The following is a 26,533-nucleotide window of genomic DNA, read 5'->3' as shown; positions in this document are numbered from 1 at the left end:
CCGAAACGTTCCCGAAAATCTCAAAGGCGGCAGGCCGTCTCTCTTAGCCTTATTGCCGCCGCAAAGGAAGCCCGCCTCCCGGTCAGCAAACGGTCTTGCCGCATTTGCGCATGTTGTCGACTTTGGCTTTCAGCTGGGCATAGGGCAGGCCGCCGATGATCGCCTCTTTCCCGATAACCCAGGCCGGCGTTCCGTCGAACCGCAGCTCATCGGCCAGCGACGCCACTTCCTTCAAAGCAGCCTTCGTTTCCGCGCTCGACATGTCCTTTTCGATGCGCGCCATGTCGGCCCCGACCTCCTTCGCCGCCGCCAGCGCCTGTTGCTTGCCGATATGGCCGCGGGTCGCAAGCAGCTTGCGATGGAAGTCCCAGAATTTCTGGCTGTCGAGCTGCATCCGCGCGGCGGTCGCGACCTGCGCCGCCTCCACCGAGTCCGGCCCAAGGACCGGGAAATCCTTAAGCACGACGCGCAGCTTGGGATCGCCTTCGATCAGCTTGGCGATGGAATTGAGCGACTGTTTGCAGTAGCCGCAATTGTAGTCGAAGAATTCGACCAGCGTTACGTCGCCGCTGGGATTTCCTACGACCGCCTGGTTGGGCGAGTTGACAATCTTGTCGCCATGCTGGTTGACGGCCTTTTCGCGCGTCGCGGCCTCGGCGACTTTTTCGCGCTTTCCAAGTTCGTCGATCGCGTCTTTGATCACCTCCGGATTGGTGATGAGATAGTCGTGCACGACTTTCTCGATCTCGACCTTCTGCTGGCCCGAAAATATTTCCGCGAAAAGCGGCGTGGTCGGCCCGATGGCGAGAAGCGCGCCGGCGGCGAGCGGGATCAAAAACCTCATTCCATTCTCCTTTGCGCGACGGCGCGTCTGTGTCGGGCTAATCCGCGCCTGGCGGCCGGGGCGCGTCCCGCAGGGCGCGCATCGCGGCGCTTTTAGCACGGGGGGCGGCGGGCGTCCTCCCGACGAGGGAAATCCGACATATAACTAGGGCGGCGCGGCGAATTGGAGCCGCTCAGCGCGTCACATTGGAGCGTACGCCGTCGTTGACCAGCACCGAACCGACGCCGTAGTTAAACTTCGCTTCGCCCAAGGTGCGCAGCTGGAGCGTCACCATCACCGTCTGGTTGCGGGCGGGCAGTCCCGTATAGGACTGCGGCTGGTAGATTTGCGTATAATTGATCGACAGGGTGGTGCATTCGTCATGGTAGCCGATGCCGGCGCCAAGCGTCGCCACCGAAAACAGCGGCGCCGAGCCGGTGAGATTGGTGCCGGTCAATGTCGTCGTGTACGGAACGATCGTCGGATTGGTCAATGAATTATAGAGATAGCGGCTCATGTCGAAGGTGACGGTGCCGTTCAAGAAGTAGTTTTTCGTAATATTATATTGCCCGGTTGCCGACAGACCTTGCCGACGCATATCAAAGCCGATAGCCGGCTGCGAAGCGTAATTCGCATATTGAAGCTGGATCGAGATCGGATCCAGATTCATAGTGGCGAACAGGTCCAGACGTCGCGCGCGCAGGCTGCCCTTGTCGAAGCGGCCCTTGGCGACGAAGCTAAGGAGCGAGGAGGGCGCAAAGGCGAAACGCCCGACGATGTCCGAGGCGCGCGAATTCAGACCGGAATCGAGGCCGACATTGGCCGCGTCAGCTTGCGCATAGGAGTTGGCGCCGGCGATCTGGCGCGATTGGCCGATCATCGTATTGATGAAGCCGCCATTAGGCAGCGACATGGTAGCCTGGCCGCCATAGTTGAGGCGCGTGCCCGTCTCGAAACGGTCATAGCCTGAGAACTTGCTCCATTCGAACAGGGTCGAATCGTCGAATACGAGACTCTGGGCGTCCATGTTGACGAGCGACGGGATCGAGGTTTGGTTCGGCCGCGCGACGACCTGCGCGATCGGCTCGAAAACAATGTCGCCGATGAGGCTTCTGGCGAGGATCGGATAGCGCCATTCCATGCCGATGCCGGGCAACGCCTGGCCGCGGAACCGATTGTCGGCGCCGTCGAAGAACAGGCCTTGCGCGCCATTGGGAATCGGCTGCCCGAATTGATTATAGATCGGGAACATTCCCTGGCGGTCGTAATCGAGATAGCTGCCGACGAGGCGCGTGAAGGCGAAGGGGGTCCAAACGCCGCCGATAGGATCGATAAATTTGCGCTTCCATGCGCCGCTCAGCGTTGCGTGCTGATAGTCGCCGCCGACGCCGCGCAGCAAACAGGTGCTGCGCTGAGGCACGACGTCGCGCGCATAGACCGAGCAGACATTGTAAAGGCCGTAAATGCTGTCCAATCTGCGCGGATTGATCGACTCGTAATTCGCGAGATTGGCGGACGTGCTCGTCACATTGCCGTCGACTTCAATCTGGCCGCCGACTCCGGCGGTAGCCGCCGGGTCGATGTCGAATACGCGGTTATAGTCGATGACCGGGTGAACGACGGGCTGCTGAGCCTGCACGTCGTTGGGCGACAGGACCTGGAAATAGTATCCGCGCATGTCGAAAAAGCTGCGCGGCCCCTGGCCGGTCAGATAAATCGTCGACGACGCCTCGCGGAAGAAATAATTCTGCAGGAGATAGTTATATTGCTTGTAGTCCTGAAAGAAATATCGGTCGGACAACGCCGTAATGTCCCAGCCGGCGCGCCAGCGGTCGTTGAGCCAGAAATCGCCGGAGGACTGAACAGAGCCGCGCCACTGTTTGTTGCCGGCGCCGTACGGCGCGATCGCGAATGCGCCCGTGTTTCCCACATGCGTCCCATCTAGGCGGATCGTGTAGGAGCCATTATCGAAGCGCTGGCGGAATTCGGCAGTGACGAACGGCCCTTGCCGCGAAAAATATATCGGCGTCACGGTGAGGTCGTAATCCGGCGCGATCGCCCAGAAATAAGGAACCCCGACGCCGGCGCCGAGCTGCGAACGATAGAGGAATGTCGGCGATAGGAAGCCCGATTTGCGCTTGACCGATGGATCCGGCGACGACCAGAACGGCACATAGGCGATCGGCACGCCAAGCAAGTCGAAGGTCGCGTCTTCGTAATAGACCATCTTCTCGACATTGTCGTGGATGATCCGCTTGGCGTGGATTTGCCAAGTGCGCGGCTTCGCAGGATCGTCGCGACAGGCTTCGCAGGCGGTGTAGCTGCCCATTTCGAAGGTCGTCGTCTCGCCGGCCCGCTCGGCGCGCGGCGAGGTGAAATGCGTGTTGTTGGCCGAGTCGACCTGCAGACTTTCGATGAAGCCGTTCTTGAAGTCGTCGGTGAGGTCGAAGCGTTCGGCGCGCGCGATCGAGCCGTCCTTTTCGGTCAGCTTCGCATGGCCTTCGGCGAAGACGCGCGACGTATTGCGGTCATAAGTGACCCGGTCCGCTTCAAGCAGCCGTCCCTTGTAGTAGATTTGGACGTCGCCGCGCGCCGTGACCGTGTTTCTTTTCTCGTCGTAAACAAGCTCCTTGGCCTCGACGACCATGCGCTCGCCGGCTGCTGGCGCGGGTTGCGCCGCCGCGCAGAAAGACGCGAAGGCCGCCTCGACGACAGCGAGCGCAACGATAAGAAGGGGAAGAAGCCGGAAGGGGCCGGCGAGCGCCATCAGCCATCCTCCGAATACAGCAAGATCACCGTGCCCAACATGCTCCCGACAAGCGCAGGCGACCATGCGGCCACGACAGGGCTGATCATGCCCGCGCCGCCGAGATCCGAGAGGACTTTGGTGACGATATAAAGCACGAAGCCTGCCGCCACGCCACCTGAAAGGGTTTTGGCGACGCCGCCAAATCGAAAGAATCTTAATGAAAAGGAAGCGGCGACGAGCACCATCGCGACGAGCAGCAGCGGTCGTGCGAGCAGCGTCTGGAATTGCAGTCGATAGCCTGTCGCGTCGAGCCCCGCCGAGGCCGTGCGCGCGGTCATTTCCGGCAACGACCAGAATGGCGTGCCCTGTGGCGGGGTCGTCGCCGCGGCGACCTGTTCCGGCGTGAGCTCGGTCGCCAGCATGTAAGAGCCGACGCTGCGCGACGCTTCTCCTGGCACGCTGACCTGCGCGTTTTCCAGCGCCCAGGCGCCTGGCTCGAGTCGCGCGCGTTCGGCTTCGATGCGCTCGAGGAAGCCGCCCTTCGGCGCGTAGATATTGACGCTGACATTCGCCAGCTCCGTGCCGCCCTTGGCCGAATTCATCGCATGCATGATGGCGAGGCCGTCGACGCCGTGTTGGCGCAGCCAGACGCCGTGATCGATGCGCAGACTCCCGGGCATGCCGAACAGATCCCATTCCATCTGTTCGGAGCGCTGCTTCATCGACGCCGAAAGCGGGTTGTAAATCGCGACCGACACGACGCCGATGATCAGCGCGGCGAGCGTCGGCGGCGCGATGAACTGCCAGACCGACATGCCGGCGGCGCGCGCGACGATCAGTTCGAGCTTTCTCGTGAGATCGACGAAGGTCGCCATGGACCCGAAAAGGACGGCGAAGGGCAGGATCATCTCGGCGGCCGCCGGCACCCGCATCGCCGTCATCAAGGCGACGGTCGCGGCGCCGGCCTGCGGATTGTCGCTGGCGCGCCGCAGCATCTCGACGAAAACGACGACGAACATCAGGCAGAAAATCGTGAAAAAGATCGCCAGAATCGTACGGGTGAACCGCAGCGCGAAATAGCGCGTGATCGTCGCCCCGATCATGGCTGCCGCTTTCTCCCGTTTGTTGTGCCGCGCCGCCCCAGCGCGAACAATGAAAGCCTCGTTAACGATCGCTAGACGGCGACGGCTTCGCGCGCAAGCGCCGCGCGGCGCCGAAGAGCCGCGCCAACACATTCAATTTGCGAGCGTTGCTTTTGCGCCACGGCAAGATTCCTGCGCAACGATCGCGGCGATTCCACGGCGGAAAACGGGAGCGAGGAATGGCTACAAAGTTGGCCGTAGCAATTGACCGCGCTCGCCCGCCGGAAGATAGTGCGCGCCAATCCCGTCAAATCGCGCGCCTCGCGCGCCGCCGGCGCTAACTTTTTCAAAAACCGACGCATTCGCGAAGGAATGCCGGCCGCTTCGGTCAAGGAGGCATGAGTCCCTGATGCTCGTTAACGCCAATTATGAAGTCCAGCCGTTCGACGCCGCCGAAGCGCTGCTGCGCCATCCGGAAGAAGAGGGGCATCCCCGCACCCTGGTCGCCTTCGTTGGCCGCGACCTCGCCATGGGCGAGCGCGCCACGAGCATTCTCAAGGATGCGGCCCCTCATCTCGCGCGCGCCGCGGCGGCGGGGAAATTCAAGGGTAAAGCGGGAACGTCGATCGAAATTCTGGCGGCCCCAGGCGCGCCCGCGAGCCGGCTCATTCTCATGGGCGTCGGCAAAGGGGACGAATCCGAGGGGGAAGGCGGCGAGGCGGCGAAGCCCTTCGACGATTTCTCTACGCTCGGCGGGCAGGCGGCCGGGAAAATCGGGCCCGGCGCGCGCGCCGTGATCCTGTTCGACCTGCCGGAGGGGACGCCCTCGACGCATGATTCAGTGGCGCAATTCGCCCTCGGCGGCTGGCTGCGCGCCTATAAATTCGACCAGTACAAGACCAAGAAGAAGGACGAGGCGGATCGCGACGGTCTGATGGAGGTCGTTCTCGCGGTGGCCGAGCCCGACAGCGTCGGCGGCGCGGTCGCCGAAGCCAGCCATCTGGCGGAAGCCGTCGTTCTGGCCCGGACCCTGGTCAATGAGCCGGCGAATGTCCTCACCCCGCAGGAATTCGCCCGCCGGGCGTCGGAGTTGATGAAACTCGGCGTCGAGGTTGAGGTCCTCGACGAAAAGGCGATGGCCGAACTCGGCATGCGGGCGCTGCTCGGCGTCGGCCAGGGGTCGGAGGCGGACAGCCGGCTCGTCGTGCTGCGCTGGAGCGGCGGCGCGCCAGGGGCGGCGCCGATCGCCTTCGTCGGCAAGGGCGTCGTGTTCGATTCCGGCGGCATTTCAATCAAGCCCGCCGCCTCGATGGAGGATATGAAGGGCGACATGGCCGGCGCGGCGGCCGTCACCGGCGCGCTCTACGCCATCGCCGCGAGGAAGGCGAAGGCCAATGTCGTCGGCGTGCTCGGACTTGTCGAGAACATGCCGGACGGCAAGGCGCAGCGGCCGGGCGACATCGTCAAATCGATGTCGGGCCAGACGATCGAAATCATCAACACCGACGCCGAGGGGCGGCTGGTCCTCGCCGACGCGCTGACCTACGTCATCGAGAAGCATAAGCCCGCGGCGATCGTCGATCTCGCGACGCTCACCGGCGCCATCCTCGTCGCCCTGGGCCAGGAATATGGCGGGCTGTTCTCGAACAATGACGAACTCGCCGACCGCCTGACCAAAGCCGGCAGCCATATCGGCGAGAAGCTGTGGCGCCTGCCGATGGGCCCCGCCTATGACAAGATGATCGACTCGAAATTCGCGGATATGAAGAACACCGGCGGGCGTCACGCCGGTTCGATCACCGCCGCGCAATTCCTGCAGCGCTTCGTCGGCAAGACGCCTTGGGCGCATCTCGACATCGCCGGCACCGGCATGGGCTCGCCGACCAGCGACACCAACCAAAGCTGGGGCGCCGGCTGGGGCGTGCGGCTCCTGGACCGGCTGGTGCGCGATTATTATGAATAGTTAAGTATTAGCTTTTATCCACCGTCGAGAGAAAGACCAACGCGCGGCGCTGGAGCTTTACTACAAAGTATTCAGCGCCATTATTTTAATTTTTTCATTGGAAACGCTTCAGCGCCGCCCGATCTGATGCTCAACGCAGTTCGTCCTGGACTGAAAGGAACGCATCATGATCGAATCTCAATGGCGCGCCGACTTTGTGGCGACCATTCTCGGCGTCGTCTTCGTGGCGATCGGTCTTCTCGGATTCATCCCCAACCCGCTGGTTTCCGACGTCGGCTACTTCCAAGTGAACGCTGGCCATAATTTCGTGCATCTGATCGCCGGCGCGCTGTTGCTGCTCAGTCCCTTTCTCGGCGTGCCGGTGCTGACCATCCGCGCGCTGGCCATATTCTATGTGGTGATCGCCGTCCTGGGGTTCGTCGCGCCCAAGGTCGTTGAACTAGGCGGGCTCATCGCGTTGAACATGGCCGACAATTGGCTCCATGCAGCGATCGCGGTCCTCCTCCTCGCCATCGGTTTTGCGAAGCCGGTGGAACGATCGGTGACCACGGCCCATATGTAAGCTGCAAGGCGAGCGCCGCGCCCCGTTGGCCGCGGCGCTTCGGACCGAGGCGGCGATGACCGGTTTGGAAAAATTATGGATTCGCGCTGCGGTCCGCGAGGCGCTGGACAAGAGCGGCGTGGCGGACCCCAAGGCGATCTTGATCGACATCGAGGGCGGCGAAGTGGTGCTCAAGGGCTCCGTCGCCTCGGCGGGCGAATGGATGGAGGCGGAATATGCCGCGTCCACCGCCTCTTCCTTCATCAAGATCAGAAACGCGCTCGACATCAGCGTGGTCTGGGAGGGTCCGAAGGACGACGTCTATGAGGCCGGGGTGGAATCGTTCCCGGCGAGCGATCCGCCGTCCTGGACGCCAAGCCAGACTTAAAGCGCGAATTCCGTTTGATTTAGACGTGACTGATCGCTGGCTGTCGTTCGCCGCCGGCTTCGATCTTCGAGTTCGGCCGCAGCACGCGATCGACGTAGCGGTTGAGCGCTGCGACCTCGTTCCTATTGCCTCGCGCGGCAACCACCTGATCCGGACGGATCAGAACCCATCCTGGGGCTTGCTGACGATAACGCGCACGCGCGCGCTTGTTTGGGTCGTTCTCTGAAGTCAGGCGTAGAATGGCCAGTTGCTTGTCGGCGAGGTCGGCCAATTCCGACGTATCAATCGGCGATTCGGCGTCTTCGAACAGGAGCAGAGTGTGGCGCGGTTCGCTGAGGAGCGGCCATAGAGTCTGGCTCTGATCGCCGACGGTAAGTTTCGTGTCGCGCGCTCGGGCGCCCACGTCTGTGCGACGCGGTTTGCGCGGCGGAGCGCCGAGCGCGACGAGCGGGCCCTCCTTATAGACGATCTCGGTCTCCGACAGTTCGATCTGGAGTCGTTTCTGGACGATGGACAGATTGCCGAAGATCGAGACCGCGATGTCCTTGAGTATGCGGGTCGCGGCGCCGGAGCTGAAAGCAAGATGCAGCTTCTGTTCAGCGGCACTGACGACGTCGCGCGCGATCGCGCGACGCTCCGGCTCATAGCTGTCGAGCAGGAGATTGGCGTCGCCGATGCCCTGAAGCGCATGGGCGAGCTTCCAGCCGAGATTCACTGCGTCCTGAATTCCGGTGTTCATGCCCTGTCCGCCGGCGGGGCTGTGCACATGCGCCGCGTCGCCAGCGAGGAAGCAGCGTCTGGCCCGATAGCGCGCCGCCACGCGTTCATTGATCCGGAACGCCGACAGCCAGCTTGGATCGCGCAGACGCATGCCTGGCGGACCATAGCGATCGGCATGGCTTTGCAGTTCATCGAGCGTCGGCGGAACATCGGCAGCACAGCCGTTCTCGCGTATCGCGAATATCCGCCAGGTTTCCTCTTCGAAAGGAAACAGAGCAATGGTTCCGCCTCGCCGCCACCAGAGATAGATGTTTTTATGGTCCAGCCCGCCGCCATCTATGCGCACGTCGCCGAGCAGGAAGGTCTGAGGCTCGGTCGAGCCTTCGAAAGGAATGTCGAGCGCTCGCCGGACTTCGCTGCGGGCGCCGTCGCATCCGACCAGATAGCGGGCGCGCGCCGTTTCGCTTCGCCCGTCGGCATGGCTGAGAGTCGCGGTCGCGCCATCGTCGTCTTGAGAGAGCCCCGTGAGTTCGACTGCACGCTCGACCGTGACTCCGAAAGCCGAGAGCCGCGCGGCCAGCAAACGCTCGGTCTCGGATTGCGGGATGAGCAGCGGGAACGGAAATGGACTGTCAATGCCTTCGCCAACTTCCATGCGGGCGAGTTGTCGACCGCCGTCGCCGATGCACAGCGCATTGAGCCGCGCGCCATCACGCAAAAAGTCGTCGATGACGTTCATGCCTTGCATTGCTTCGAGGCTCGCGCTCCAAATCGCCAACGCCTTGGAAACGGAGCTCGGCTGCATCGCCCGATCGATGATGCGCAGCCGAATCCCGTAGCGGCGTAGCGTGATCGCGAGCGAAAGACCGGTTGGTCCGGCGCCAACGATCAAAACGTCTTCGATTTTTTCTGCGTTCATAATTTTTCTCTCGATGAAAAAGAGATCATTTACTTTGTCGTCGCTTGCGCGCGCTCCCGCATCACGGCCTCAATTCGGCCGATCTGCATGAAGGAGGCGTATTCGTGAACCATGTCCGCCGTCGCGAGTTCGAGCATGACGCGGTTCTCGACCCAGAACTCGAGAAGATGAAAGACCGGCGGCTTTCCGGGCGCGCCGCGGCCGAAAAACTTGGTCCGCCATCCCTCGCGGGCGCCGATGCGCTCGATCGCAGCGCGCTCGAGCGGCACGGAAATGAGCGCGTGAAAAGGGAAGTACCCAGTCGCCGGCGCCCCTGCAGTGAATGCGACCTGCGCTTCGTCTGCCTCGCCGGGCGCCAGAGTGATCGTGTCCGGATACACTTCGATCATCGTGCCCTGCGGATCGCCGCTCATCGCCATATGGGCGCCGGGCAGCGGACCGCTGAAAGGAAAGGCGCGGCCATTCATGAGTTCCGCGAGCACGGCGGCGACATGGGCCGGATTGCGGGCGGGAATGGAGATATGGTGGATCATGGCTTTCCCCGATGTGTTCCCGACGTCTCGGCGACGGTTGGCGAAACCGGGAGTCGATCGAGGCCGGAGGGATCGGCTTTCAGCGCCTCAATCAGCGCACGGACGCCCCATGAAGCGACGGCTTGCGCCTCCTCCGGGGCGAAGCGGCACGTATCCATGAGCCAGAGCCAATAGGTCGGGCTCCAAAAGGAGGCGATCGCCAAGGCGCCGCGCCGCAGTTGCGTCGGCGTCAGGTCCGGGAAAGCGACGCCGATTCCCGCGATCCAGCCGCCGAGGCGATTATCTCGGTCGGCATAGCGCTGCCTATCCCAGGAAGGCTGATTCATCAGGTTTCTGAGCAGCGCGCCGTATTGGTCGTACAAGGGGAACAATCGCTGCGGCATGGTCGGCAGTTCGGCGAGCGACGGCAGCGGCTTGTCGAGGCCGAGCCGGGGCTTCAACCACTGGAAGAAAGCCGCAACCAGATCGTCCATGGTCGCGAAATGGGCGTAGACCGTCGGCGGCGAAACTCCAGAGAGCGATGCGATCTTGCGCAAGCTCAGGCTCTCGATGCTCTCTTTTTCCAGATAGTCCTTGGCGGCCATGAGGATGCGCTCGCGGGTCATGGCCGCTTGCGCTTCACGCAAAGGGCTCTGGTAGGAGCGCTCAGCCGCCATGACGTTCAAGTGGCATTTCGATTAGCATTTGATATTACAAATGTCAGATAAACTTTTGCTTGTCAATGAATAAGGTCGATCGAGGCGCCAACATGATTTTGGGGTCTGCTCGGGGTCGAGAGTTTCGAAATAGGACGCGATCGTCGTAAATTACGGCGCAAGCCATGCCTGAGATCGCTTTCTACCATCTGACCCGCGCGACGGTCGCGCAGACCCTGCCGATGCTCCTGGAGCGCTCCCGCGCGCGCGGCTGGCGCGCGATCGTGCAGGCGACGAGCGACGCCTCTCTCGCCGAAATTGACGCGGATTTGTGGTCGTATCGACCCGAAAGCTTTCTCCCGCACGGCACGAAGGCGGACGGCGCGCCTGAGAGCCAGCCGATCTATCTCACCTGCGGCGGCGACAATCCCAATGACGCCGACGTGCGCTTCTTCGTCCAGGGCGCGCATATGGCGTCCACGCTCGCCGGCGCCGGCGCGCCGCGCCAACGCGCCGCTCTGCTGTTCGACGGGCGCGACGAGGCGGAGCTTGCCGACGCGCGCGCGCAATGGAAAGAACTGCGCGATCTGGGCTATAGCCTCGTCTACCACCAGCAGAGCGAGGGCGGCGGATGGGAAGAGAAGGCGCGCGAACCGAAATTATAGGCGAGGATTTCGCCGAAAGGCGCGCCAAGGCGCGCGAAAGGCTCGACGCCATCGATCCATATAAGCGCGCCGAGGAATCCGATCCCAAGCGCCAGGAATGGTTCGAGGCCGTCTATGCGCTCGCGGACGGCGATCCGGCCGGCGTGCCTTGGGCGTATCTCGAGCCGCGTCCGCTGCTCGAGGATTGGCTGGCCGGGCGCCCGATCGCCGGCCTTCGCGCGCTCGAAGTCGGCTGCGGGCTCGGCGACAACGCCGAAGCGCTGGCGCGGGCCGGCGCGCGAGTCGTCGCCTTCGATCTTGTCGAACGCGCCGTGCAATGGGCGCGGGAGCGTTTCCCAAAAAGCGACGTCGACTATCGCGTCGCCGATCTCTTCAACGCGCCTAAGGACTGGCGCGGCGCCTTCGATTTCGTGCATGAGCTATACACGTTGCAGGCGCTTCCCGAAACGCTTCTGCCCGAGGCCGCCCGCGCGCTCGCGTCTTTCGTCGCGCCGGGCGGAACGCTGCTGATTATCTCTCGGGCGCGCGACGACGGCGAAGAGCTTGGCGGCCCGCCATGGCCGCTTACCCGAACCGCCATCGAATCATTCGCCGTCGACGGTCTTCGACTCATTTCGCTGGAAGATATTCCGGCAAGCGGCGCCTTGGCGCGTCACTGGCGCGCCGAGTTTCGCCGCGACGAGGCCGGCGCGTGAACGCGCCGCTGCTGTCGATTACGAATGTCTGCAAGAGTTTCGGCGCGGTCGTTGCGCTCGAAAATGTGTCGCTTCACGTCGGCCCCGGCGAATTCTTCGCGCTGTTAGGCCCGTCCGGTTGCGGCAAGACCACGCTGATGCGCTGCATCGCCGGTTTTGAGGCTCCCGACATCGGCGCGATTACGTTGAACGGCGCCGATCTTTCCGGCGTGCCGCCGTTTCGGCGCCCGGTGAATATGATGTTTCAGTCTTATGCGCTGTTTCCGCATCTCGACGTCTTCGAGAATATCGCCTTCGGCCTGCGCCGGCAGGGCGAAGCAAGAGACGCGATCGCCGCACGCGTCGACGAACTCCTCGCGATGACTCAGCTTTCGAATTTTGGCCGCAGGCGAATCGATGAATTGTCGGGCGGCCAGAAGCAGCGCGTCGCGCTCGCGCGGTCGCTGGCGCCGCGTCCGAAAATGCTGCTGCTCGACGAGCCGCTCGGCGCGCTCGACCGCAAGCTGCGCGAGGAGACTCAGTTTCAACTCAAGGAAATCCAGCGGCTGACGCAAACGAGTTTCGTCATCGTCACCCATGATCAGGACGAGGCGCTGGCGCTCGCCGACCGCATCGCGGTGATGCGGGGGGGTAGGGTGGAGCAGGTCGCTGGGCCGATGGAGATTTACGATCATCCGGCGACGCGTTTCGTCGCGGGCTTCGTCGGCGAGACCAATTTCATCGAGGGGCGCATTGAACGCCATGTGGCGCGCAACCCCGGCGCCGCGCTGATCGCCGCGTTCGGACGAATCCCCTGCGAGCCCGGCGACCTTCCCGACGGCGCGCAAGCGACGCTCAGCGTGCGCCCGGAGCGCATCGGCGTCACGCGCGAGGGAGAGGGAATCTCCGGCGTCGTAGAGAATTTCGTGTTTCGCGGCGAAACCACGCTGCTGCGGGTGCGCGTCGCCGAAAATGTCGTGCTGCGCGCCGCGGCCGGCCATGGCGCGCGCCACGCGATCGGCGATGCGGTGAAGCTAAGCTTCCCGTCCGACGCCGGCGCGCTCCTCGGGGGGGGAGAGATAGGGTGAGGCCCGATGCGCGTTCCCGGCGCCACAAGGATGTCCTCACCCTGAGGAGGCCGCGAAGCGGCCGTCTCGAAGGGCGAGGACATCCGCGACGCGACGCGACGCCCTTGTCCTTCGAGACGCGCCTTTCAGGCGCTCCTCAGGATGAGGGCGCCCCATCCGCCGCGCGCGGCAAGGACGTTGTGCAATGAGCGCGCGCCGACGCAGACTGTCGTGGGGCGAAAGGCTCATGATCGCCGCGCCCTATCTCTGGATCGCCGCTTTCTTTCTCGCGCCGATGCTGCTCGTCGCCAAGATTTCCGTCTCGCAATCGGTGCTGGCGCGTCCGCCCTATCGCCCGATATTTCAGCTTTCCGACAGTTTCGTGGAAATCTGGACCAAGGCGCAAAGTTTTACGCTCGGCTCCTATCGCGCGCTCATCAGCGACACGCTTTATATCGAATCCTATCTTTCTTCGCTGACCATCGCCGCGATTGCGACGCTGATCACGCTGATCGTCGCCTATCCATTCGCGGTCGCCATGGCGCGCGCGCCGGAGCGTCTGCGTCCGATTCTCATCGGACTCGCCGCCGCGCCGTTTTGGACGAGCTTTCTCATCCGCGTCTACGCCTGGATCGCGCTCTTAAAGGATGAAGGGCTGATCAACAACGCGCTGATGGCGCTCGGCGCCATTTCTGCGCCGCTGCAAATGTATGCGACGACCGGCGCCGTCGTCGTCGGCATCGTCTATTCCTATCTGCCCTTCATGCTGCTGCCGATCTATGCGGCGCTGGAGCGTCAGGATGCGAGTCTGCGCGAGGCCGCGGCGGACCTCGGGGCGTCGCCCGCGCAAGTTTTCCTGCGCGTGACATGGCCGCTGTCGCGTGACGCCGTCATGGCGGGGTCGCTTCTCGTCTTCATTCCGGCGGTCGGCGAATTCGTCATTCCCGATCTTCTCGGCGGCTCCGAGACTTTGATGATCGGGCGGACCTTGTGGAATGATTTCTTCTCCAATCACGACTGGCCGGCGGCTTCGGCCGCGGCGATCGCGCTCGTCGCTCTCCTGATGGCCCCGCTGCTGCTGTGGGAGCGCGCGCGGCTGAAGGAAGAGCGCGCGCGATGAGCGCCGCCGTCTCGTTTGCGCGTCGCGCGACGCTTTTGGCCGGCTTCGTCTTTCTTTACGCGCCGATCGTCATTCTCGCGGTCATGAGCTTCAACGCCTCGCGCCTTGTCTCGGTGTGGGGCGGATTTTCAACGCAATGGTACGCGGCGCTGCTTGAGAACGAGCAGCTGCTGCAGTCGGCGAAAATCAGCCTCGCCGCGGCATTGGTCTCGGCGACGATCGCCACTCTGCTGGGGCTTCTCGCGGCGATCGCGCTGGCGCGCTTTGGCGGCTTTCGCACCCGCATGCTGTTTTTCGGCGCGCTGCATGCGCCGCTGGTTTTGCCGGAAGTCGTGTTGGGCCTCGCGCTTCTCACCTGTTTCGTGGCGCTCGGCGTCGGACGAGGCTTCGCGACGCTGGTCATCGGCCATGTCACGCTGACGATGTGCTTTACGACGGTGGCGATTCTGGCGGCGCTGCGCGATTGCGATCCGACGCTCGAAGAGGCGGCGATGGATCTCGGCGCGCCGCCGGCCGAGGCGTTCCTGCGCGTCGCGCTGCCGCAGATCGCGCCGGCGATCGTCACCGCCTATCTTTTGGCGTTCACCCTCTCTCTCGACGATCTCGTCATCGCCAGTTTCGCGACCGGCCCCGGCGCGACGACGCTGCCGATGCGGATTTATTCACAGGTGCGTTTAGGGGTCTCCCCGCAGATCAATGCGATTTCAACCTTGCTCCTCGGGCTCGTCGCCGTCGCGCTTGGACTCGCCGCCGCCGTTTCCTATTCGCGCGCGGGGCGCAAATGATGAGCGCTGAAAACGGCGGCGCGCGCTACAGATAAGTCGTCATGAACAATAATTGGTTTGCATCGGTTCCGAACTTCATCACCATCGGCCGTCTCGTTCTGACGCCAGCGGCGATTTCCCTGATCGTCGAGCGTCAGTGGAGCGCCGCTTTCGTTCTTTACGCCATCGCCGGCTTTTCCGACGCGCTCGATGGCTGGATGGCGCGGACTTACAATTTGCAATCAGAGCTCGGCGCTATTCTCGACCCGATCGCCGACAAGGCGCTGATCGTTTCGATGTATGTCACGCTCGCCATCGTCGACGCCTTGCCGCCCTGGCTCGCCATCATGGTGGTGTTCCGCGATTTCATGATCACCGGCGCGGTGTCGCTCGCCTGGCTGATGGGCCGGCCGATGACGGTGCGTCCACATTTTTCTTCCAAGGCGACCACCGCGGCGCAACTGACGCTGGCGGGCGTCATCCTGGCCGCGCGGGCATATGGCGTTCACATTCCGCTCTTAGATGTGACGCTGATCACCCTCGTCGCCGCATTGACCGTCGCTTCCGCCTGCGTCTATCTGTGGCTCTGGGTCCAGCATATGAGGCTGTGACATGTCGCAGAGAACACCATTCGGCTCCGATATTGCGAAGTCGGCCGCGCTCCCATCGCAAAATCTCGAAGCGGATGCCGACGCCGAGATGCGGCAGCTGCAATGGGCGGGGCTGAGCCCCGAACGGCAGCTTGTGCTATGGGGCCTGACGCTTCTCGCGCTCGGACTCGCCCTTTATTTTCTAAGCCCGGTGCTCGCGCCCTTCGTCGCCGGCACCGCGCTTGGCTATCTGCTCGACCCGATCGCCGACCGCCTGCAGCGGCTCGGCCTGTCGCGGCTCGGCGCCGCGGGGCTTCTGCTCGTCGCCTTTCTCCTTGTTGTCGGAACCGTCGTCGTCACTTTGGCGCCGATTCTCTCGCACCAGCTCGCCGGCTTCATCACCTCGCTGCCCGGCTATCTGCAGACGCTGCACGGCCTGCTCACGCAATGGAGCGAGCGCTTCACCAGCGATTCGATCAATGGCTGGCTTGGGGAATTCGGGCTCGGCGGCGCCGCCGCCACTTTCGATGCTCAAAAATACATCAACGACATTACCAGTCAGGCGCCGACATTGCTCGGCGATTTCGTGAAATCGCTGCTGTGGCGCGGTTATGCGCTCATCAATGTGGTCTCGCTCATCGTCATCACGCCGGTCGTCGCCTTCTATATGCTGCTCGATTGGGATCACATGGTCGCGATCATCGATGACCTGATCCCGCCGCGCCATCGCGACGACGTCCGTTCGCTCGCGCGCGACATCGACCGTGCGCTTGCCGGTTTCGTTCGGGGACAGTCGCTCGTCTGCCTGTTTCTGGGCGTCTGGTACGCGGTGGGGCTCTCGGCGATCGGGCTGAACTTCGGTTTCCTCATCGGCGTCAGCGCCGGATTCCTGAGCTTTATTCCCTATGTCGGCTCGATTACCGCCTTTGTGCTGTCGATCATCGTGGCGATCGTTCAGGGCTGGCCGCATGTCAACCTGCCGATCGAGGCGGTGGCGATCGTCACCACAGGGCTGATCATGGACGGCTATGTGCTCTCGCCGCGTCTGGTCGGCGCCTCCGTCGGCCTGCATCCGGTCTGGATCATGTTCGCTTTGCTCGCTTTCGGCGCCCTGTTCGGATTCACCGGGCTCATTGTCGCCGTGCCGGTCGCGGCGGCGCTTGGGGCCTTCATGCGCTTTCTGGCGCAGCGCTACCGTGCGAGCGCGCTGTATCAGCATCCGATTCCGGATCGCCCATGACCAAGGCGCGCGCGCCGGAGGACGGCGGGTCGGCGCGGCAGCTGCCGCTCGAACTGCCGACGACGCCACGTTTCGGGCGCGAGGAGTTTCTGCCCGCTCCCTCGAATCGCGCGGCGCTCGAGATGATCGAACGCTGGCCGGATTGGCCGGATCGCGCGCTGACCCTGATCGGCCCAAAAGGCGCCGGCAAAAGTCATCTTTGCGCGATTTGGGCGGGGCGCGCCGGCGCCCGGGCCATTGCGCCCGACGCTTTGCCGGGGCTGGATGAACTCGCCGCGGAGACGGCGCGCGCCTTCGTCATCGACGACGTCGATCGGGCGTCGGATGAGACGGCGCTGTTTCATCTCTTGAATTTCGTGAGCGAAAACGAGGCCTTCTTGCTGATGAGCGCGGCCCGCGCGCCTCGCGCGGAGAGCGTGCGGCTTCCCGACCTTCTGTCGCGCCTGCGCCGCGCGCCGGCGGTAGAGATCGGCGCGCCGGACGAGGAACTGGTCCGCGCCGTGCTTGGGAAGCTCTTCGCCGACCGCCAACTGATCGTCGAGCCGCCGGCGCTGGTTTTCGCGGCGCTGAGGCTGGAGCGGTCTCTCGACGCGGCGCGCGCCTTCGTCGCCGCTCTCGACCGTGAGGCTCTGGCCCAGCGACGTCCTGTCACACGGGCGCTCGCGGCCAAGGTTATGGATGAATTCCTCAGGGACTAGCGCCGAGTCTTTCTTCGCGGCGCGAGCCTGTGGCATGATGGTTTGAGCGGAACATGGACATGAAGCCCCACATTCAGGATCAGCTCCCAGCCGAGCGCACCGGCGCCGACATCGCCGTGATGGATCGCGCCGATGAGATTCTCGTCGAGGATCCCGCCAAGCTTGCGGCCTCTCCGCAACGATTCATCAATCGGGAATTGTCCTGGCTCGAATTCAACCGTCGGGTGCTGGAGGAGGCCTCCAACCGTAATCATCCGCTGCTCGAGCAGCTGCGTTTTCTGTCGATTTCAGCCAATAATCTCGATGAATTCTTCATGGTGCGCGTCGCCGGCCTGCGCGGGCAGGTGCGCTCGGGCGTAACCGCCCGCTCCGAGGACGGCCTGACGCCCGCCGAGCAGCTCGCCAAGATCACCGAGCGCGTCACGCTGCTGACCAGCGAGCAGCTGCGGCGCTGGCGCGACCTTCGCGCCGAGATCGAGGGCGTTGGCATCGTCATCGTCGAGCCCGCCGATGTCTCCAAGGCCGACCGCGAGTGGCTCGAGGAATATTTCCTCAGCCGCGTCTTTCCGGTGCTGACGCCGCTCGCGGTCGATCCGGCGCATCCGTTTCCCTTCATCCCCAATCTGGGATTCACTCTGGCGCTCGAACTGGTGCGCCCTGGCGACCGCAAGACGCTGCAGGCGCTTGTCAGGCTGCCGCCCAAGATCGAGCGTTTCGTGCGTCTGCCGGCGACGGGCGCCAGCGGACGCGAGCGCTTCATGCTGCTCGAAACGCTGATCGCGATGAACGCGCAGCGGCTCTTTCCCGGCTATCTGTTGCGGGGGCAGGGGCTGTTCCGGGTCATCCGCGACAGCGATCTCGAAGTCGAGGAAGAGGCCGAAGATCTCGTGCTGCTGTTCGAGACGGCGCTGAAACGGCGCCGGCGTGGTTCGGTGATCCGGCTCGAAGTCGCCGCTGACATGCCGGCGACCTTGCGCGCGCTCGTCGCCGAGGAACTCGACGTGAACGAGCCCGAGACGTTCGAGATCGACGGCATGCTGGCGCTCAACGACCTCTCTGAGCTCGTCGCGCTCGATCGGCCGGACCTCAAATTCAAGCCCTATAATCCACGTTTTCCTGAGCGCGTGCGCGACAATGGCGGCGATTGCTTCCTCGCCATCAAGCAGAAGGACCTTGCGGTCCATCACCCATACGAATCATTCGACGTCGTGGTGCAGTTCCTGCAACAGGCGGCGCGCGATCCCAATGTCATCGCGATCAAGCAGACGCTCTATCGCACCTCGAACAACAGCCCGATCGTGCGCGCGCTCGTCGAGGCGGCCGAGGCCGGCAAATCCGTCACCGCGCTCGTCGAACTCAAGGCGCGTTTCGACGAGGAGGCGAATATTCGCTGGGCGCGCGACCTCGAACGCGCCGGCGCGCAAGTCGTCTTCGGCTTCATCGAACTCAAGACCCACGCCAAATTGTCGCTCGTCGTGCGTCGCGAGGGCTCTGGGCTGGTCAGCTATTGCCATGTCGGCACCGGCAATTACCATCCGGTGACGGCGCGCATTTATACCGACATTTCGGTGTTCACCGCCGATCCCGCGATCGGCAGGGATATTTCGCGCATCTTCAATTACATCACCGGCTACGCCGAGCCCGCCGGACTGGAGCGCATGTCGGTCTCGCCGATTTCGCTCAAGAAGAAGCTTCTCGAACACATCGAGCAGGAAATCGCTTTCGTGAAGGCCGGCAAGCCGGGCGTCATCTGGGGCAAATGCAACGCCCTGGTCGACCCGGAAATCATCGACGCCCTGTACGCCGCCTCGCAAGCCGGCGTGTCGATCGATCTCATCGTGCGCGGCATCTGCTGTTTGCGGCCGGGCGTTCCGGGACTTTCCGACAATATTCGGGTGAAGTCGATTGTCGGACGTTTCCTTGAACATGCGCGCGTTTACGCTTTCGGCGGCGGCCATGCGCTGCCCAATCCGCGCGCGCATGTGTATATTTCTTCCGCCGATCTGATGCCGCGCAATCTCGATCGAAGGGTCGAGGCGATGATGCCGATCCTCAATCCGACCGTGCATCAGCAGGTGCTCGATCAAATCATGCTCGCCAATCTGATCGACAATGAGCAGAGCTATCGCGTCCTGCCGGACGGCTCCTCCCTGCGCATCGTTCCGCCGGAGGGCGAAGAGCGATTCAACGCGCATAAATATTTCATGACCAACCCGTCGCTTTCGGGTCGCGGCAAGTCGCTCAAGGATTGGCGGCCGCGTTCGCTGTTGAAGCGCGGACAACATGCTTGAGACGTTGCGGCGTCACCTGACGCAGCGTTCCGACCCCGCGCCAAAACCCGTCGGCATCGTCGACATCGGCTCGAATTCGGTGCGTCTCGTCGCCTATCAGGCGCTGGCGCGCGCGCTGACGCCGATCTTTAACGAAAAGGCGATGTGCGGCCTCGGCAAGGGCGTCGTCACGACGGGCCGGCTGGCCGATGACGCCGTCGACAAGGCGCTAAAGGCGCTGCGGCGCTATCGCGCGCTTTGCGAAACGATGGGCGTCGAAGACATCGAGGTGATCGCCACCGCCGCGGTGCGCGAAGCCAAGAACGGCACGGTGTTTCTCGAAGCCGCGCGGGACGCCATTCAGCGCGACATTTCTTTGCTGTCCGGTCGCCGCGAAGCGGAGCTTTCCGCGCTCGGCGTGGTTTCGGCGATTCACGCGCCGGACGGCGTCGTCGGCGATCTTGGCGGCGGCTCGCTCGAATTGATCGACGTTCATAAGGAGACGCTGGGCAAGGGCGTCACGCTGCCGCTCGGCGGATTGGCGCTGATGGACGCCGCGCAGCGCTCGATGCGCGAGGCGACGCGCATCGCCCGCAAGTCGATCGGCGACGCCAAGCCGCTCGAACATCTCAAGGGCCGCACATTCTACGCGGTGGGCGGCACCTGGCGTTCGCTGGCGAAACTTCACATGCGTCAGCGCAATTATCCGCTCGGCGTGATGCATCATTACCGTATCCAGACGAGCGAGGCCGCCGACTTCGCGGAGCTCGTCGAACATATCGACAGCGAAGCGCTGGAAGACATCAGCATTGTCTCGGCGGCGCGCCGGCCGTTGCTCGCTTATGGCGCGATCGTGCTCGACGAAATCATCCGACGCGCCAAACCCCGCGAGATCGTCCTTTCCGCCGCCGGCGTTCGCGAAGGCATGCTGTATGAACGGCTGCCGTCGGCCGAGCGGCGCATCGACCCCTTGCTCGCGGCCACGCGCGAATTGGAGGAGACATTCGCGCGCGCGCCGGGCTATGGCGACGATCTCGTCGATTGGACCGACGCCTTCATGGATAAAAGCGCCATCGACGAAACCGAGGAGGAGCGCCGGCTGCGCCACGCCGCCTGTCTGCTCTCCGACATCGCCTGGCGCGCCCATCCCGAATATCGCGCGCAGCGCGCCATGAATATCGTCACGCAGGGGCCGTTCGTCGCGATCGATCATCCCGGCCGCGCCTTTCTGTCGCTCGCCATCGTCTTTCGTCACGAAGGGCTCGACGGCGCCGAGGGGCTTTCGGATCTGCGCACGTTGTTGACGACGCGTCTCTTCATGCGCGCGCGAATTCTCGGAGCCCTGATGCGCGTCGCCTATCTGTTGTCGGCGTCGATGCCCGGCGTGCTGCCGCGCACCCGTCTGCGGGTCTGCGACCGCGCGGCGACCCTCACTCTGCCGCAGGCTTTCGCCGATCTAGCGAGCGAGCGCGTGCTCAATCGATTGAAGGGGCTCGGCAAGCTGATGGGCGTCGATGCGCGCATCGAAATCGGGTCCTGAAGGCGCGGGCGCCCTATGTTTAAGGCGATTGGATCGAAAGGAATCCGGCATGAGAAAGTTCTTGGCGAATTCGCTTCTCGGCTGCGCCGCGCTCACATTGACCTTCGCGAGCGCCGAGGCATGCACGCGCGTGCTCTATGGGACCGCCGATAAGGACTATATTGTCGGCCGGACCATGGATTGGGATGTCGATCCGCGCACAAATCTGTGGTCCTTTCCGCGCGGGATGGCGCGCGATGGCGGCGTCGGCCCCGGTTCGATCAAATGGACCGCGAAATATGGGTCGCTGATCGCCGACTTTTACGACGCAGCGACAGCCGAGGGCGTGAACGAGTCGGGTCTCGTCGTCAGCCTTCTCTATCTCGCCGAAGCGGATTACGGCGACCCGAAAGCGTCAAGAAAGCCGCTGCTCTCCGTCGGCGGGTGGGCGCAATATGTTCTCGACAATTATGGAAGCGTCGCCGATGCGGTGAAGGCGCTGCAGAAGGAGCCCTTCGCGATCGTCGCGCCCGACCTTCCCGGGGGCGTCAAGGCGGCAAGCCATATGGCGCTCGCCGATGGCTCGGGCGACAGCGCCATTCTCGAATATCTCGGCGGCAAGCTCGTCATCCATCACAGTCCAAAATTCACGGTGATGACCAATTCGCCGCCTTTCGATCAGCAGCTCGCGCTCAACACTTATTGGCTGGAGATCGGCGGGTCGAATTTCCTTCCCGGCACGCATCGCGCCTCCGATCGCTTCGCCCGCGCCTATTGGAATTTAAATGCGACGCCGAAAGTCGCGGATGAGCGCGTGGCGATCGCCAGCGTCTTTTCGATCATTCGCAACGTTTCGGTGCCGCTTGGGATTTCCACGCCGCAGGAGCCCAATATCGCCTCGACGCGCTGGCGTTCGGTCACCGATATCAAGCAGCGGCTCTATTATTTCGAGCCGACGCTCAATCCTTCGATTTTTTGGGTCGATTTGACGAAGCTGAAACTCGAACCGGGCGCAAAGCCGGCGAAGCTCGACCTCTCCGGCAGCCCGATTCTCTCCGGCGAAGTCGCCGACAAATTCGTGCCGGCCGAGCCGTTCAAGTTCCTGGCGCACTAAAAGCGCCATTATCGCGCCGGGGTGAAGGCGTCCGATCGGATGTTTTTCAGGCTCGCGCCGCGCATGAACAATTCGCGCTTCAGGCGCTTCACCAGATTCTCGCCGCCGCAGAGAAAGATCGCGGCGTCGGAGACGCTCTGCTCGGCTTCGAGCGCCGTCGCGGCGACATCGCCGCCATGTGGCGCCGACGGATCGAAGGCGCAGGGACGATAGTCGATATTGTCGCGCGAATTCGCCAGAGCCTGCAGTTCTTCCGAGAGATAGAGTCCCTCGCGGCTTCGCGCGCCGTGATAGAGCCTGATCGGCCCGCGATGGCCTTTGCGGAGGGCGTCGCGCAATACGCCATAGAGCGGCGCGAGGCCGGTGCCGGCGCCGATCAGCAGCATCGGCTGATCCTCGTGGACGCCTTCGTAAAAGCATGAGCCGGATGGTCCAGCGACATACACTCTGTCGCCGGCGCGTAGCTTGTCCGCCAGATGACGGCTCATGCGGCCGTCCCGATGGAGGCGAATATGCATCTCGAGGAACGAATCTTCCTCGGGATGGCTCGCGAGCGAATAATGGCGCTTGAGGTCATCGGAGGCGCTGAGTTCGATGAATTGTCCGGGGCGATAGACGAATCCGTCAGCCTCGATGCGCAGCCGGACAATATCCACGCTTAACGGATCGATGGCGCGCACGATCGCCTCGAGACTCGCGCCAAGATCGTCTGGGCGCAAGATCGTCAGCGGCGTCGTCGGCCGGCAGATGCAAGGCAGGAAATAGCCCATCGCCTTTTGCGCATCGGTCAGGCCAGCCTGCGACTCCGGCGGCGGCGCGCCGTCGATCGCCCGATGCATGCAACTGTGACAATTGCCGGCGCGGCACGAATGCGGCGCGTTCACGCCGGCGCGCAGCAGCGCTTCAAGGACGGTTTCGCCTGGCGCGACGTCGACCGCGCGACCCTCGTGAGTGACGAGCGTCACGCGCGTTAGCGATTGAGCACGTCGTTACGCACGGAATTGGCGAGAGCGGCGACTTCCTTCACTTCGGTTTCGGGAACGCCGAGGTCGCGTAGCGTGTAGTTGAGGTTCTCGATCACCGCGTCGACATGCGAATCGTTGAGCCCCTTGTCGACGAGGCGCTTATGCGCATTGCGCATGTCGGCGCCGGTGTAATTATTGGGTCCGCCGAAGGCCATGGTCAGAAACGCTTTCTGCTTGGCGATCTGGCTCTCCATGTCGACGCCGTCGAAAAAATGCGCGATCCGGCCGTCCGCGAGCACTTTGCGATCGAAAAGCTCGACGGCCGCATTGACTGCGCCTTCGCCGCCCAGGCGCTCGTACAGGCTGGACATGTTCCCCTCCCTGGAATTGGTCTTATTCGCAACGATAGTCGCGAGCCGTCATGGCGGACGCAATGTCCAGCAGCCGACAATTCCAGGGTTTCGATGGAGCCACCATGCGGCGGCGCAACCAAGCGCCGCCGCTCCGGGCGATGTTATTCGGCGGCGGGATACGCCGCGATGCGATCGATCTTGTCGACGCGCATGGTCTCGGCGCCCTGTGCGCAGCTAAAGCGCAAGGAGCCGCCGGCCGCCGAGTCGAAATGCGCGGCCTTGCCGTCGGCGACGGTGAAGACGAGACGCGTCGCCTGGGTCTGCGGCGTCGGCTCCTCATTCTGCGCCGAGTCGATCACCATCATTGTCAGACGGCAGCCGTTCTCGCCCGAGGCGAAATAGCTCACGACATGCTTCGATCCGGCGTCAAAACTTGCCGCCATGAGCGGCTTCATCGTCAATGAAGCGTCGGCGGCGGACAGGCCCGAGCTTGCTGCAAGGCACAGCGCTCCGCCGAACGCCGCCGCGACAATTCGATTTCCTGCGATCATGTGTTTTCCTTCCATCTTCGGAGCAAGGCTAAGCGGTCGCCGTAGCCGGCCGACGCCTCGCTCGTCCCGAAGGTGGATACTGCATCGCACCATATCAATAGTGCAGCGCAATAAATTCCGCTTTGATCGCTATAATACCATGAAATTAAAAGATTAATTAGAGCGTTCAAATTTTAGTCAACACGAATAGGCAAACAAGAGTTTGCCCATAAATTTTGCATTGCGGTGGGAAAATCCCCTTTTATTCGGCGGTTGCGGTCTGGGCGTGCTCCTGCCAGTCGAAGGTGACGACGCGGCCATTTTCCACTGCGAGCGCCAGCCGCCCGCGTTTCAGCTCCAATGCCTTTTCGCCGAAAATCGCGCGGCGCCAGCCCTTCAGCGCCGGGACGTCGGCGTCGTCGTCATGCGCGACGGCTTCGAGGTCGTCGACGGTGGCGATCATCTTGGCGGCGACGCCGGATTCCTCCGCCACCTGACGCAGCAACACTTTCAACAGTTCGACCGTCGCGCCGTTCGAGTTGCGCCGATCGCGCTCGATGCGCGGAACCGTGGCGGGATCGCGGGCGACGCCGCGCTCGACCGCGGCGACGATGTCGGCCCCCGCGCGGGAACGCTCCATTCCCTTCGGAAAGGAGCGCAAATTGCCGAGCGCCTCGATCGAGCGCGGCGCGGCGACCGCGATTTCGATCAACACGTCGTCCTTCAGCACCCGCGAGCGCGGCACGTCGCGCATCTGCGCCTCAAGTTCGCGCCAGGCGGCGATCTCCATCAGCACCGCGAGGTCGCGCGGCTTGCGCGCCCGGTGACGCAGGCGCTCCCAGGCGTTTTCCGGATGCTGCTCATAGGTCGCCGGCGAGGTGAGCGTCTCCATCTCGTCGGCGAGCCATTCGAGCCGGTTGGAACGTTCAAGCCGCGCCCGCAGGGCAGCGTAAATGTCGCGAAGATGGGTGACGTCGGCGATCGCGTACTCGATCTGCGCCTCCGACAGGGGACGCCGCGACCAGTCGGTGAAACGCGAGGATTTGTCGAGATTGGCGCGCGTGATCGCCTTCACCAATTCGAGATAGGAGGCTTGCTCGCCGAATCCGCACACCATGGCCGCGACCTGGGTGTCGAACAGCGGCGCGGGAATCAATCGGGCAAGACGCCAGATGATTTCGAGGTCCTGGCGCGCGGCGTGGAAGACCTTGACCACCTCCGGATTCGCCATCAGCTGAAAGAAGGGCGAAAGATCGAGGCCTTCCGCGAGAGCGTCGATCGCCACCGCCTCTTGCGGCGACGCGAGCTGGATGACGCAGACCCGCGGCCAAAACGTTGTTTCCCGCAGGAATTCAGTGTCGACGGTGACGAAGGGATGCTGGGCGAAGCGGTCGCAGACCGCAACCAGTTCCGCATTGGTGGCGAGGAGACTCATTTCAGATTTGTTTTAAACGTTTTTCTTCCCGGTCTGAAGTCCTAACGTGTTTTCGCGGCGCTTCGCCATGCGCGGATCGGTTAAAAGGTTGGCCGACAGCGCGGTTCTCCACCGCCGAAAGGGCCGGGACCGTCACAAAAAAGGATATTTCCGGGTTGCGGGCGGCATTCCTTCGGGTAGCATGCCATCGCCACTCTAATTCGAGGAGCCACGTCCAATCCATGCTTCTGCGATTCGATTCCGCTGCGCGAGCGGTCGCGCGGGCGCGGCTTTCAGCCGCCTTCGTCCTCTCTTTCGTGATTGCCGGCGCGCCGGCCCTTGCGGCGCATAAGGGCGGGGTCAGCCCGGGCTGGGGACAATGCCGCGCCCCCGATCCCGACGAACGCATCGCCGGATGCTCGCAGGTCATTGCGGAGATCGCGAAGGAGAACCGGCACAATCAGGCGGCGGCCTATGTCAATCGCGCCGGCGCCTATCAGGCCAAGGGCGATTACGCCCACGCCTTCGAGGATTTCGGCAAGGCGCTGGAAATTGATCCGAAATCGTCGGTGATCTTTGCGGCGCGCGGCGCCGCGCATCACGCAAAGGGCGATCTCGACAGCGCGCTGGCCGACTACGGCCAGTCGATCGCGCTCGACAAGAAGAACGCCGCGGCGCTTCTGGCGCGCGCCCATATCTGGCGGGCGAAAGGCGATGTCGAAAAGGCGCTCGCCGATCTCGAAGAGGCGGCGAAGGCCGACCCCAAATCGACCGCGCCGCTCCTGACGGCTGGCGCGCTGCACCACGCGAAGAACGACCACGACCGCGCCATCGCCGCCTTTTCCGAGGCGCTCAAGCGCGATTCGAAGCTTGCCGCGGCGCGTAACGGACGCGGCGCCTGCCATTACGCCAAGGGCGAATTCGACAAGGCGATCGCCGATTTCGACGCCGCGCTGAACATCGACGCCGGCTATGTCAGCGCGCTGGTCAATCGCGCCAACGCCTGGCGCGCCAAAAAGGACTTCGTCCGCGCCAAGGCCGATTACGACGCGGCGCTGGCGGCGAAACCTGATCTTGCCGCGGCCAAGAAGGGGGTCGAGGACATGGCGCGGCTCATCGCCAAACGGAGTTCCGGGGCGGCGACGCCGACCGACGCCGCGCCCGCCGCCGAACACGACCACAATTGAGGCGCTCGGC

General features: G+C 63.4%; 25 protein-coding genes. 15 read left to right on the top strand and 10 right to left on the bottom strand.

Annotation, left to right across the window (positions count from 1 at the left end):
• Positions 1-82 precede the first annotated feature (82 nt).
• From U1E20_RS12940 to lptG, 3 genes are all read right to left on the bottom strand, one after another.
• The gene (locus tag U1E20_RS12940) at positions 83-844 is read right to left on the bottom strand and encodes a DsbA family protein (protein ID WP_409981031.1); all 762 of its coding nucleotides are present in this window, start codon (positions 842-844) and stop codon (positions 83-85) included.
• Positions 845-1,016: 172 nt separating this feature from the next.
• Positions 1,017-3,590 (bottom strand): LPS-assembly protein LptD, encoded by a 2,574-nt coding sequence (locus tag U1E20_RS12935; RefSeq protein ID WP_409981030.1) that lies wholly within the window; start codon positions 3,588-3,590, stop codon positions 1,017-1,019.
• Positions 3,590-4,675 carry an LPS export ABC transporter permease LptG gene (gene lptG, locus U1E20_RS12930; protein WP_409981029.1) on the bottom strand — a complete coding sequence of 362 codons (1,086 nt, stop codon included), beginning with the start codon at positions 4,673-4,675 and terminating at the stop codon, positions 3,590-3,592. The genes U1E20_RS12935 and lptG overlap by 1 nt, the downstream gene beginning before the upstream one ends.
• A 388-nt stretch (positions 4,676-5,063) precedes the next feature.
• On the opposite strand from lptG, the gene U1E20_RS12925 reads away from it, so the two are divergent.
• From U1E20_RS12925 to U1E20_RS12915, 3 genes are all read left to right on the top strand, one after another.
• The gene (locus U1E20_RS12925) at positions 5,064-6,617 is read left to right on the top strand and encodes a leucyl aminopeptidase (protein WP_409981028.1); all 1,554 of its coding nucleotides are present in this window, start codon (positions 5,064-5,066) and stop codon (positions 6,615-6,617) included.
• 166 nt (positions 6,618-6,783) lie between these two features.
• Complete coding sequence (locus U1E20_RS12920) at positions 6,784-7,179, top strand: DUF4383 domain-containing protein (protein ID WP_409981027.1); 396 nt, start codon at positions 6,784-6,786, stop codon at positions 7,177-7,179.
• Between the two features lie 55 nt (positions 7,180-7,234).
• Positions 7,235-7,546, top strand: coding sequence for a BON domain-containing protein (locus U1E20_RS12915; protein WP_409981026.1), 312 nt, complete (start codon positions 7,235-7,237; stop codon positions 7,544-7,546).
• A gap of 19 nt (positions 7,547-7,565) precedes the next feature.
• Here U1E20_RS12915 and U1E20_RS12910 read toward each other — a convergent pair whose 3' ends face one another.
• From U1E20_RS12910 to U1E20_RS12900, 3 genes are read right to left on the bottom strand one after another with little or no spacing between them, the layout of a single operon-like run.
• Positions 7,566-9,185 (bottom strand): FAD-dependent monooxygenase, encoded by a 1,620-nt coding sequence (locus tag U1E20_RS12910; protein WP_409981025.1) that lies wholly within the window; start codon positions 9,183-9,185, stop codon positions 7,566-7,568.
• A 29-nt stretch (positions 9,186-9,214) separates the two neighbouring features.
• Positions 9,215-9,718 (bottom strand): hypothetical protein, encoded by a 504-nt coding sequence (locus U1E20_RS12905; RefSeq protein WP_409981024.1) that lies wholly within the window; start codon positions 9,716-9,718, stop codon positions 9,215-9,217.
• Positions 9,715-10,323, bottom strand: a complete 609-nt coding sequence (locus U1E20_RS12900; protein WP_409981023.1) for a TetR/AcrR family transcriptional regulator — start codon at positions 10,321-10,323, stop codon at positions 9,715-9,717. The genes U1E20_RS12905 and U1E20_RS12900 overlap by 4 nt, the downstream gene beginning before the upstream one ends.
• Before the next feature lie 215 nt (positions 10,324-10,538).
• Between U1E20_RS12900 and U1E20_RS12895 the strand changes: the two genes are divergently transcribed.
• The 11 genes from U1E20_RS12895 to U1E20_RS12845 all read left to right on the top strand — a co-directional run bounded on the left by U1E20_RS12895 (position 10,539) and on the right by U1E20_RS12845 (position 22,074).
• Complete coding sequence (locus U1E20_RS12895) at positions 10,539-11,018, top strand: DNA polymerase III subunit chi (RefSeq protein ID WP_409981022.1); 480 nt, start codon at positions 10,539-10,541, stop codon at positions 11,016-11,018.
• The gene (locus U1E20_RS12890; RefSeq protein WP_409981021.1) at positions 10,985-11,713 is read left to right on the top strand and encodes a class I SAM-dependent methyltransferase; all 729 of its coding nucleotides are present in this window, start codon (positions 10,985-10,987) and stop codon (positions 11,711-11,713) included. The genes U1E20_RS12895 and U1E20_RS12890 overlap by 34 nt, the downstream gene beginning before the upstream one ends.
• Positions 11,710-12,780, top strand: a complete 1,071-nt coding sequence (locus U1E20_RS12885) for an ABC transporter ATP-binding protein (RefSeq protein WP_409981020.1) — start codon at positions 11,710-11,712, stop codon at positions 12,778-12,780. Before U1E20_RS12890 ends, U1E20_RS12885 begins: the two co-directional genes overlap by 4 nt.
• Positions 12,781-12,964: 184 nt before the next feature.
• A complete protein-coding gene (locus U1E20_RS12880) occupies positions 12,965-13,879 on the top strand; it encodes an ABC transporter permease (protein WP_409981019.1) in 915 nt (304 codons plus the stop codon).
• A complete protein-coding gene (locus tag U1E20_RS12875; RefSeq protein ID WP_409981018.1) occupies positions 13,876-14,664 on the top strand; it encodes an ABC transporter permease in 789 nt (262 codons plus the stop codon). Before U1E20_RS12880 ends, U1E20_RS12875 begins: the two co-directional genes overlap by 4 nt.
• A gap of 41 nt (positions 14,665-14,705) precedes the next feature.
• Positions 14,706-15,254: a CDP-alcohol phosphatidyltransferase family protein gene (locus tag U1E20_RS12870; RefSeq protein WP_409981017.1), complete on the top strand. Its 549-nt coding sequence runs from the start codon at positions 14,706-14,708 to the stop codon at positions 15,252-15,254.
• A 1-nt stretch (position 15,255) separates the two neighbouring features.
• Positions 15,256-16,473 (top strand): AI-2E family transporter, encoded by a 1,218-nt coding sequence (locus U1E20_RS12865; protein ID WP_409981016.1) that lies wholly within the window; start codon positions 15,256-15,258, stop codon positions 16,471-16,473.
• Entirely contained in the window at positions 16,470-17,171 is a 702-nt protein-coding gene (locus U1E20_RS12860; RefSeq protein WP_409981015.1) for a hypothetical protein, read from the top strand. Before U1E20_RS12865 ends, U1E20_RS12860 begins: the two co-directional genes overlap by 4 nt.
• 59 nt (positions 17,172-17,230) lie before the next feature.
• Positions 17,231-19,462, top strand: a complete 2,232-nt coding sequence (locus U1E20_RS12855; protein ID WP_409981014.1) for an RNA degradosome polyphosphate kinase — start codon at positions 17,231-17,233, stop codon at positions 19,460-19,462.
• Positions 19,455-20,981, top strand: coding sequence for an exopolyphosphatase (gene ppx / locus U1E20_RS12850; RefSeq protein WP_409981013.1), 1,527 nt, complete (start codon positions 19,455-19,457; stop codon positions 20,979-20,981). The genes U1E20_RS12855 and ppx overlap by 8 nt, the downstream gene beginning before the upstream one ends.
• A 49-nt stretch (positions 20,982-21,030) precedes the next feature.
• Positions 21,031-22,074 carry a linear amide C-N hydrolase gene (locus U1E20_RS12845; protein WP_409981012.1) on the top strand — a complete coding sequence of 348 codons (1,044 nt, stop codon included), beginning with the start codon at positions 21,031-21,033 and terminating at the stop codon, positions 22,072-22,074.
• An 8-nt stretch (positions 22,075-22,082) separates the two neighbouring features.
• Here the strand turns inward: U1E20_RS12845 and U1E20_RS12840 are convergent, their stop codons facing one another.
• The 4 genes from U1E20_RS12840 to rnd form a co-directional block, all read right to left on the bottom strand.
• Positions 22,083-23,039: a 2Fe-2S iron-sulfur cluster-binding protein gene (locus U1E20_RS12840; protein WP_409981011.1), complete on the bottom strand. Its 957-nt coding sequence runs from the start codon at positions 23,037-23,039 to the stop codon at positions 22,083-22,085.
• 5 nt (positions 23,040-23,044) lie between these two features.
• The gene (locus tag U1E20_RS12835; RefSeq protein ID WP_409981010.1) at positions 23,045-23,410 is read right to left on the bottom strand and encodes a group I truncated hemoglobin; all 366 of its coding nucleotides are present in this window, start codon (positions 23,408-23,410) and stop codon (positions 23,045-23,047) included.
• 143 nt (positions 23,411-23,553) lie between these two features.
• Complete coding sequence (locus U1E20_RS12830) at positions 23,554-23,943, bottom strand: hypothetical protein (protein WP_409981009.1); 390 nt, start codon at positions 23,941-23,943, stop codon at positions 23,554-23,556.
• Between the two features lie 241 nt (positions 23,944-24,184).
• The gene (gene rnd / locus U1E20_RS12825) at positions 24,185-25,357 is read right to left on the bottom strand and encodes a ribonuclease D (protein WP_409981008.1); all 1,173 of its coding nucleotides are present in this window, start codon (positions 25,355-25,357) and stop codon (positions 24,185-24,187) included.
• Between the two features lie 221 nt (positions 25,358-25,578).
• Between rnd and U1E20_RS12820 the strand changes: the two genes are divergently transcribed.
• Positions 25,579-26,523, top strand: coding sequence for a tetratricopeptide repeat protein (locus tag U1E20_RS12820; protein WP_409981007.1), 945 nt, complete (start codon positions 25,579-25,581; stop codon positions 26,521-26,523).
• The last annotated feature ends 10 nt before the right edge of the window (positions 26,524-26,533 follow it).

The sequence above is a fragment of the Methylocystis sp. genome, from assembly GCF_046349115.1.
In the GTDB taxonomy this organism is placed as follows: domain Bacteria; phylum Pseudomonadota; class Alphaproteobacteria; order Rhizobiales; family Beijerinckiaceae; genus Methylocystis.
This window is presented reverse-complemented; position numbering and strand designations above follow the sequence as displayed.

Excerpts from the sequence above, each read along its gene's own strand:
- U1E20_RS12940 (WP_409981031.1), bottom strand. The coding sequence starts at position 844 with ATGAGGTTTTTGATCCCGCTCGCCGCCGGCGCGCTTCTCGCCATCGGG.
- U1E20_RS12935 (WP_409981030.1), bottom strand. The coding sequence starts at position 3,590 with ATGGCGCTCGCCGGCCCCTTCCGGCTTCTTCCCCTTCTTATCGTTGCG.
- lptG (WP_409981029.1), bottom strand. The coding sequence starts at position 4,675 with ATGATCGGGGCGACGATCACGCGCTATTTCGCGCTGCGGTTCACCCGT.
- U1E20_RS12925 (WP_409981028.1), top strand. The coding sequence starts at position 5,064 with ATGCTCGTTAACGCCAATTATGAAGTCCAGCCGTTCGACGCCGCCGAA.
- U1E20_RS12920 (WP_409981027.1), top strand. The coding sequence starts at position 6,784 with ATGATCGAATCTCAATGGCGCGCCGACTTTGTGGCGACCATTCTCGGC.
- U1E20_RS12915 (WP_409981026.1), top strand. The coding sequence starts at position 7,235 with ATGACCGGTTTGGAAAAATTATGGATTCGCGCTGCGGTCCGCGAGGCG.
- U1E20_RS12910 (WP_409981025.1), bottom strand. The coding sequence starts at position 9,185 with ATGAACGCAGAAAAAATCGAAGACGTTTTGATCGTTGGCGCCGGACCA.
- U1E20_RS12905 (WP_409981024.1), bottom strand. The coding sequence starts at position 9,718 with ATGATCCACCATATCTCCATTCCCGCCCGCAATCCGGCCCATGTCGCC.
- U1E20_RS12900 (WP_409981023.1), bottom strand. The coding sequence starts at position 10,323 with ATGACCCGCGAGCGCATCCTCATGGCCGCCAAGGACTATCTGGAAAAA.
- U1E20_RS12895 (WP_409981022.1), top strand. The coding sequence starts at position 10,539 with ATGCCTGAGATCGCTTTCTACCATCTGACCCGCGCGACGGTCGCGCAG.
- U1E20_RS12890 (WP_409981021.1), top strand. The coding sequence starts at position 10,985 with ATGGGAAGAGAAGGCGCGCGAACCGAAATTATAGGCGAGGATTTCGCC.
- U1E20_RS12880 (WP_409981019.1), top strand. The coding sequence starts at position 12,965 with ATGAGCGCGCGCCGACGCAGACTGTCGTGGGGCGAAAGGCTCATGATC.
- U1E20_RS12875 (WP_409981018.1), top strand. The coding sequence starts at position 13,876 with ATGAGCGCCGCCGTCTCGTTTGCGCGTCGCGCGACGCTTTTGGCCGGC.
- U1E20_RS12870 (WP_409981017.1), top strand. The coding sequence starts at position 14,706 with ATGAACAATAATTGGTTTGCATCGGTTCCGAACTTCATCACCATCGGC.
- U1E20_RS12865 (WP_409981016.1), top strand. The coding sequence starts at position 15,256 with ATGTCGCAGAGAACACCATTCGGCTCCGATATTGCGAAGTCGGCCGCG.
- U1E20_RS12860 (WP_409981015.1), top strand. The coding sequence starts at position 16,470 with ATGACCAAGGCGCGCGCGCCGGAGGACGGCGGGTCGGCGCGGCAGCTG.
- U1E20_RS12855 (WP_409981014.1), top strand. The coding sequence starts at position 17,231 with ATGAAGCCCCACATTCAGGATCAGCTCCCAGCCGAGCGCACCGGCGCC.
- ppx (WP_409981013.1), top strand. The coding sequence starts at position 19,455 with ATGCTTGAGACGTTGCGGCGTCACCTGACGCAGCGTTCCGACCCCGCG.
- U1E20_RS12845 (WP_409981012.1), top strand. The coding sequence starts at position 21,031 with ATGAGAAAGTTCTTGGCGAATTCGCTTCTCGGCTGCGCCGCGCTCACA.
- U1E20_RS12835 (WP_409981010.1), bottom strand. The coding sequence starts at position 23,410 with ATGTCCAGCCTGTACGAGCGCCTGGGCGGCGAAGGCGCAGTCAATGCG.
- U1E20_RS12830 (WP_409981009.1), bottom strand. The coding sequence starts at position 23,943 with ATGATCGCAGGAAATCGAATTGTCGCGGCGGCGTTCGGCGGAGCGCTG.
- rnd (WP_409981008.1), bottom strand. The coding sequence starts at position 25,357 with ATGAGTCTCCTCGCCACCAATGCGGAACTGGTTGCGGTCTGCGACCGC.
- U1E20_RS12820 (WP_409981007.1), top strand. The coding sequence starts at position 25,579 with ATGCTTCTGCGATTCGATTCCGCTGCGCGAGCGGTCGCGCGGGCGCGG.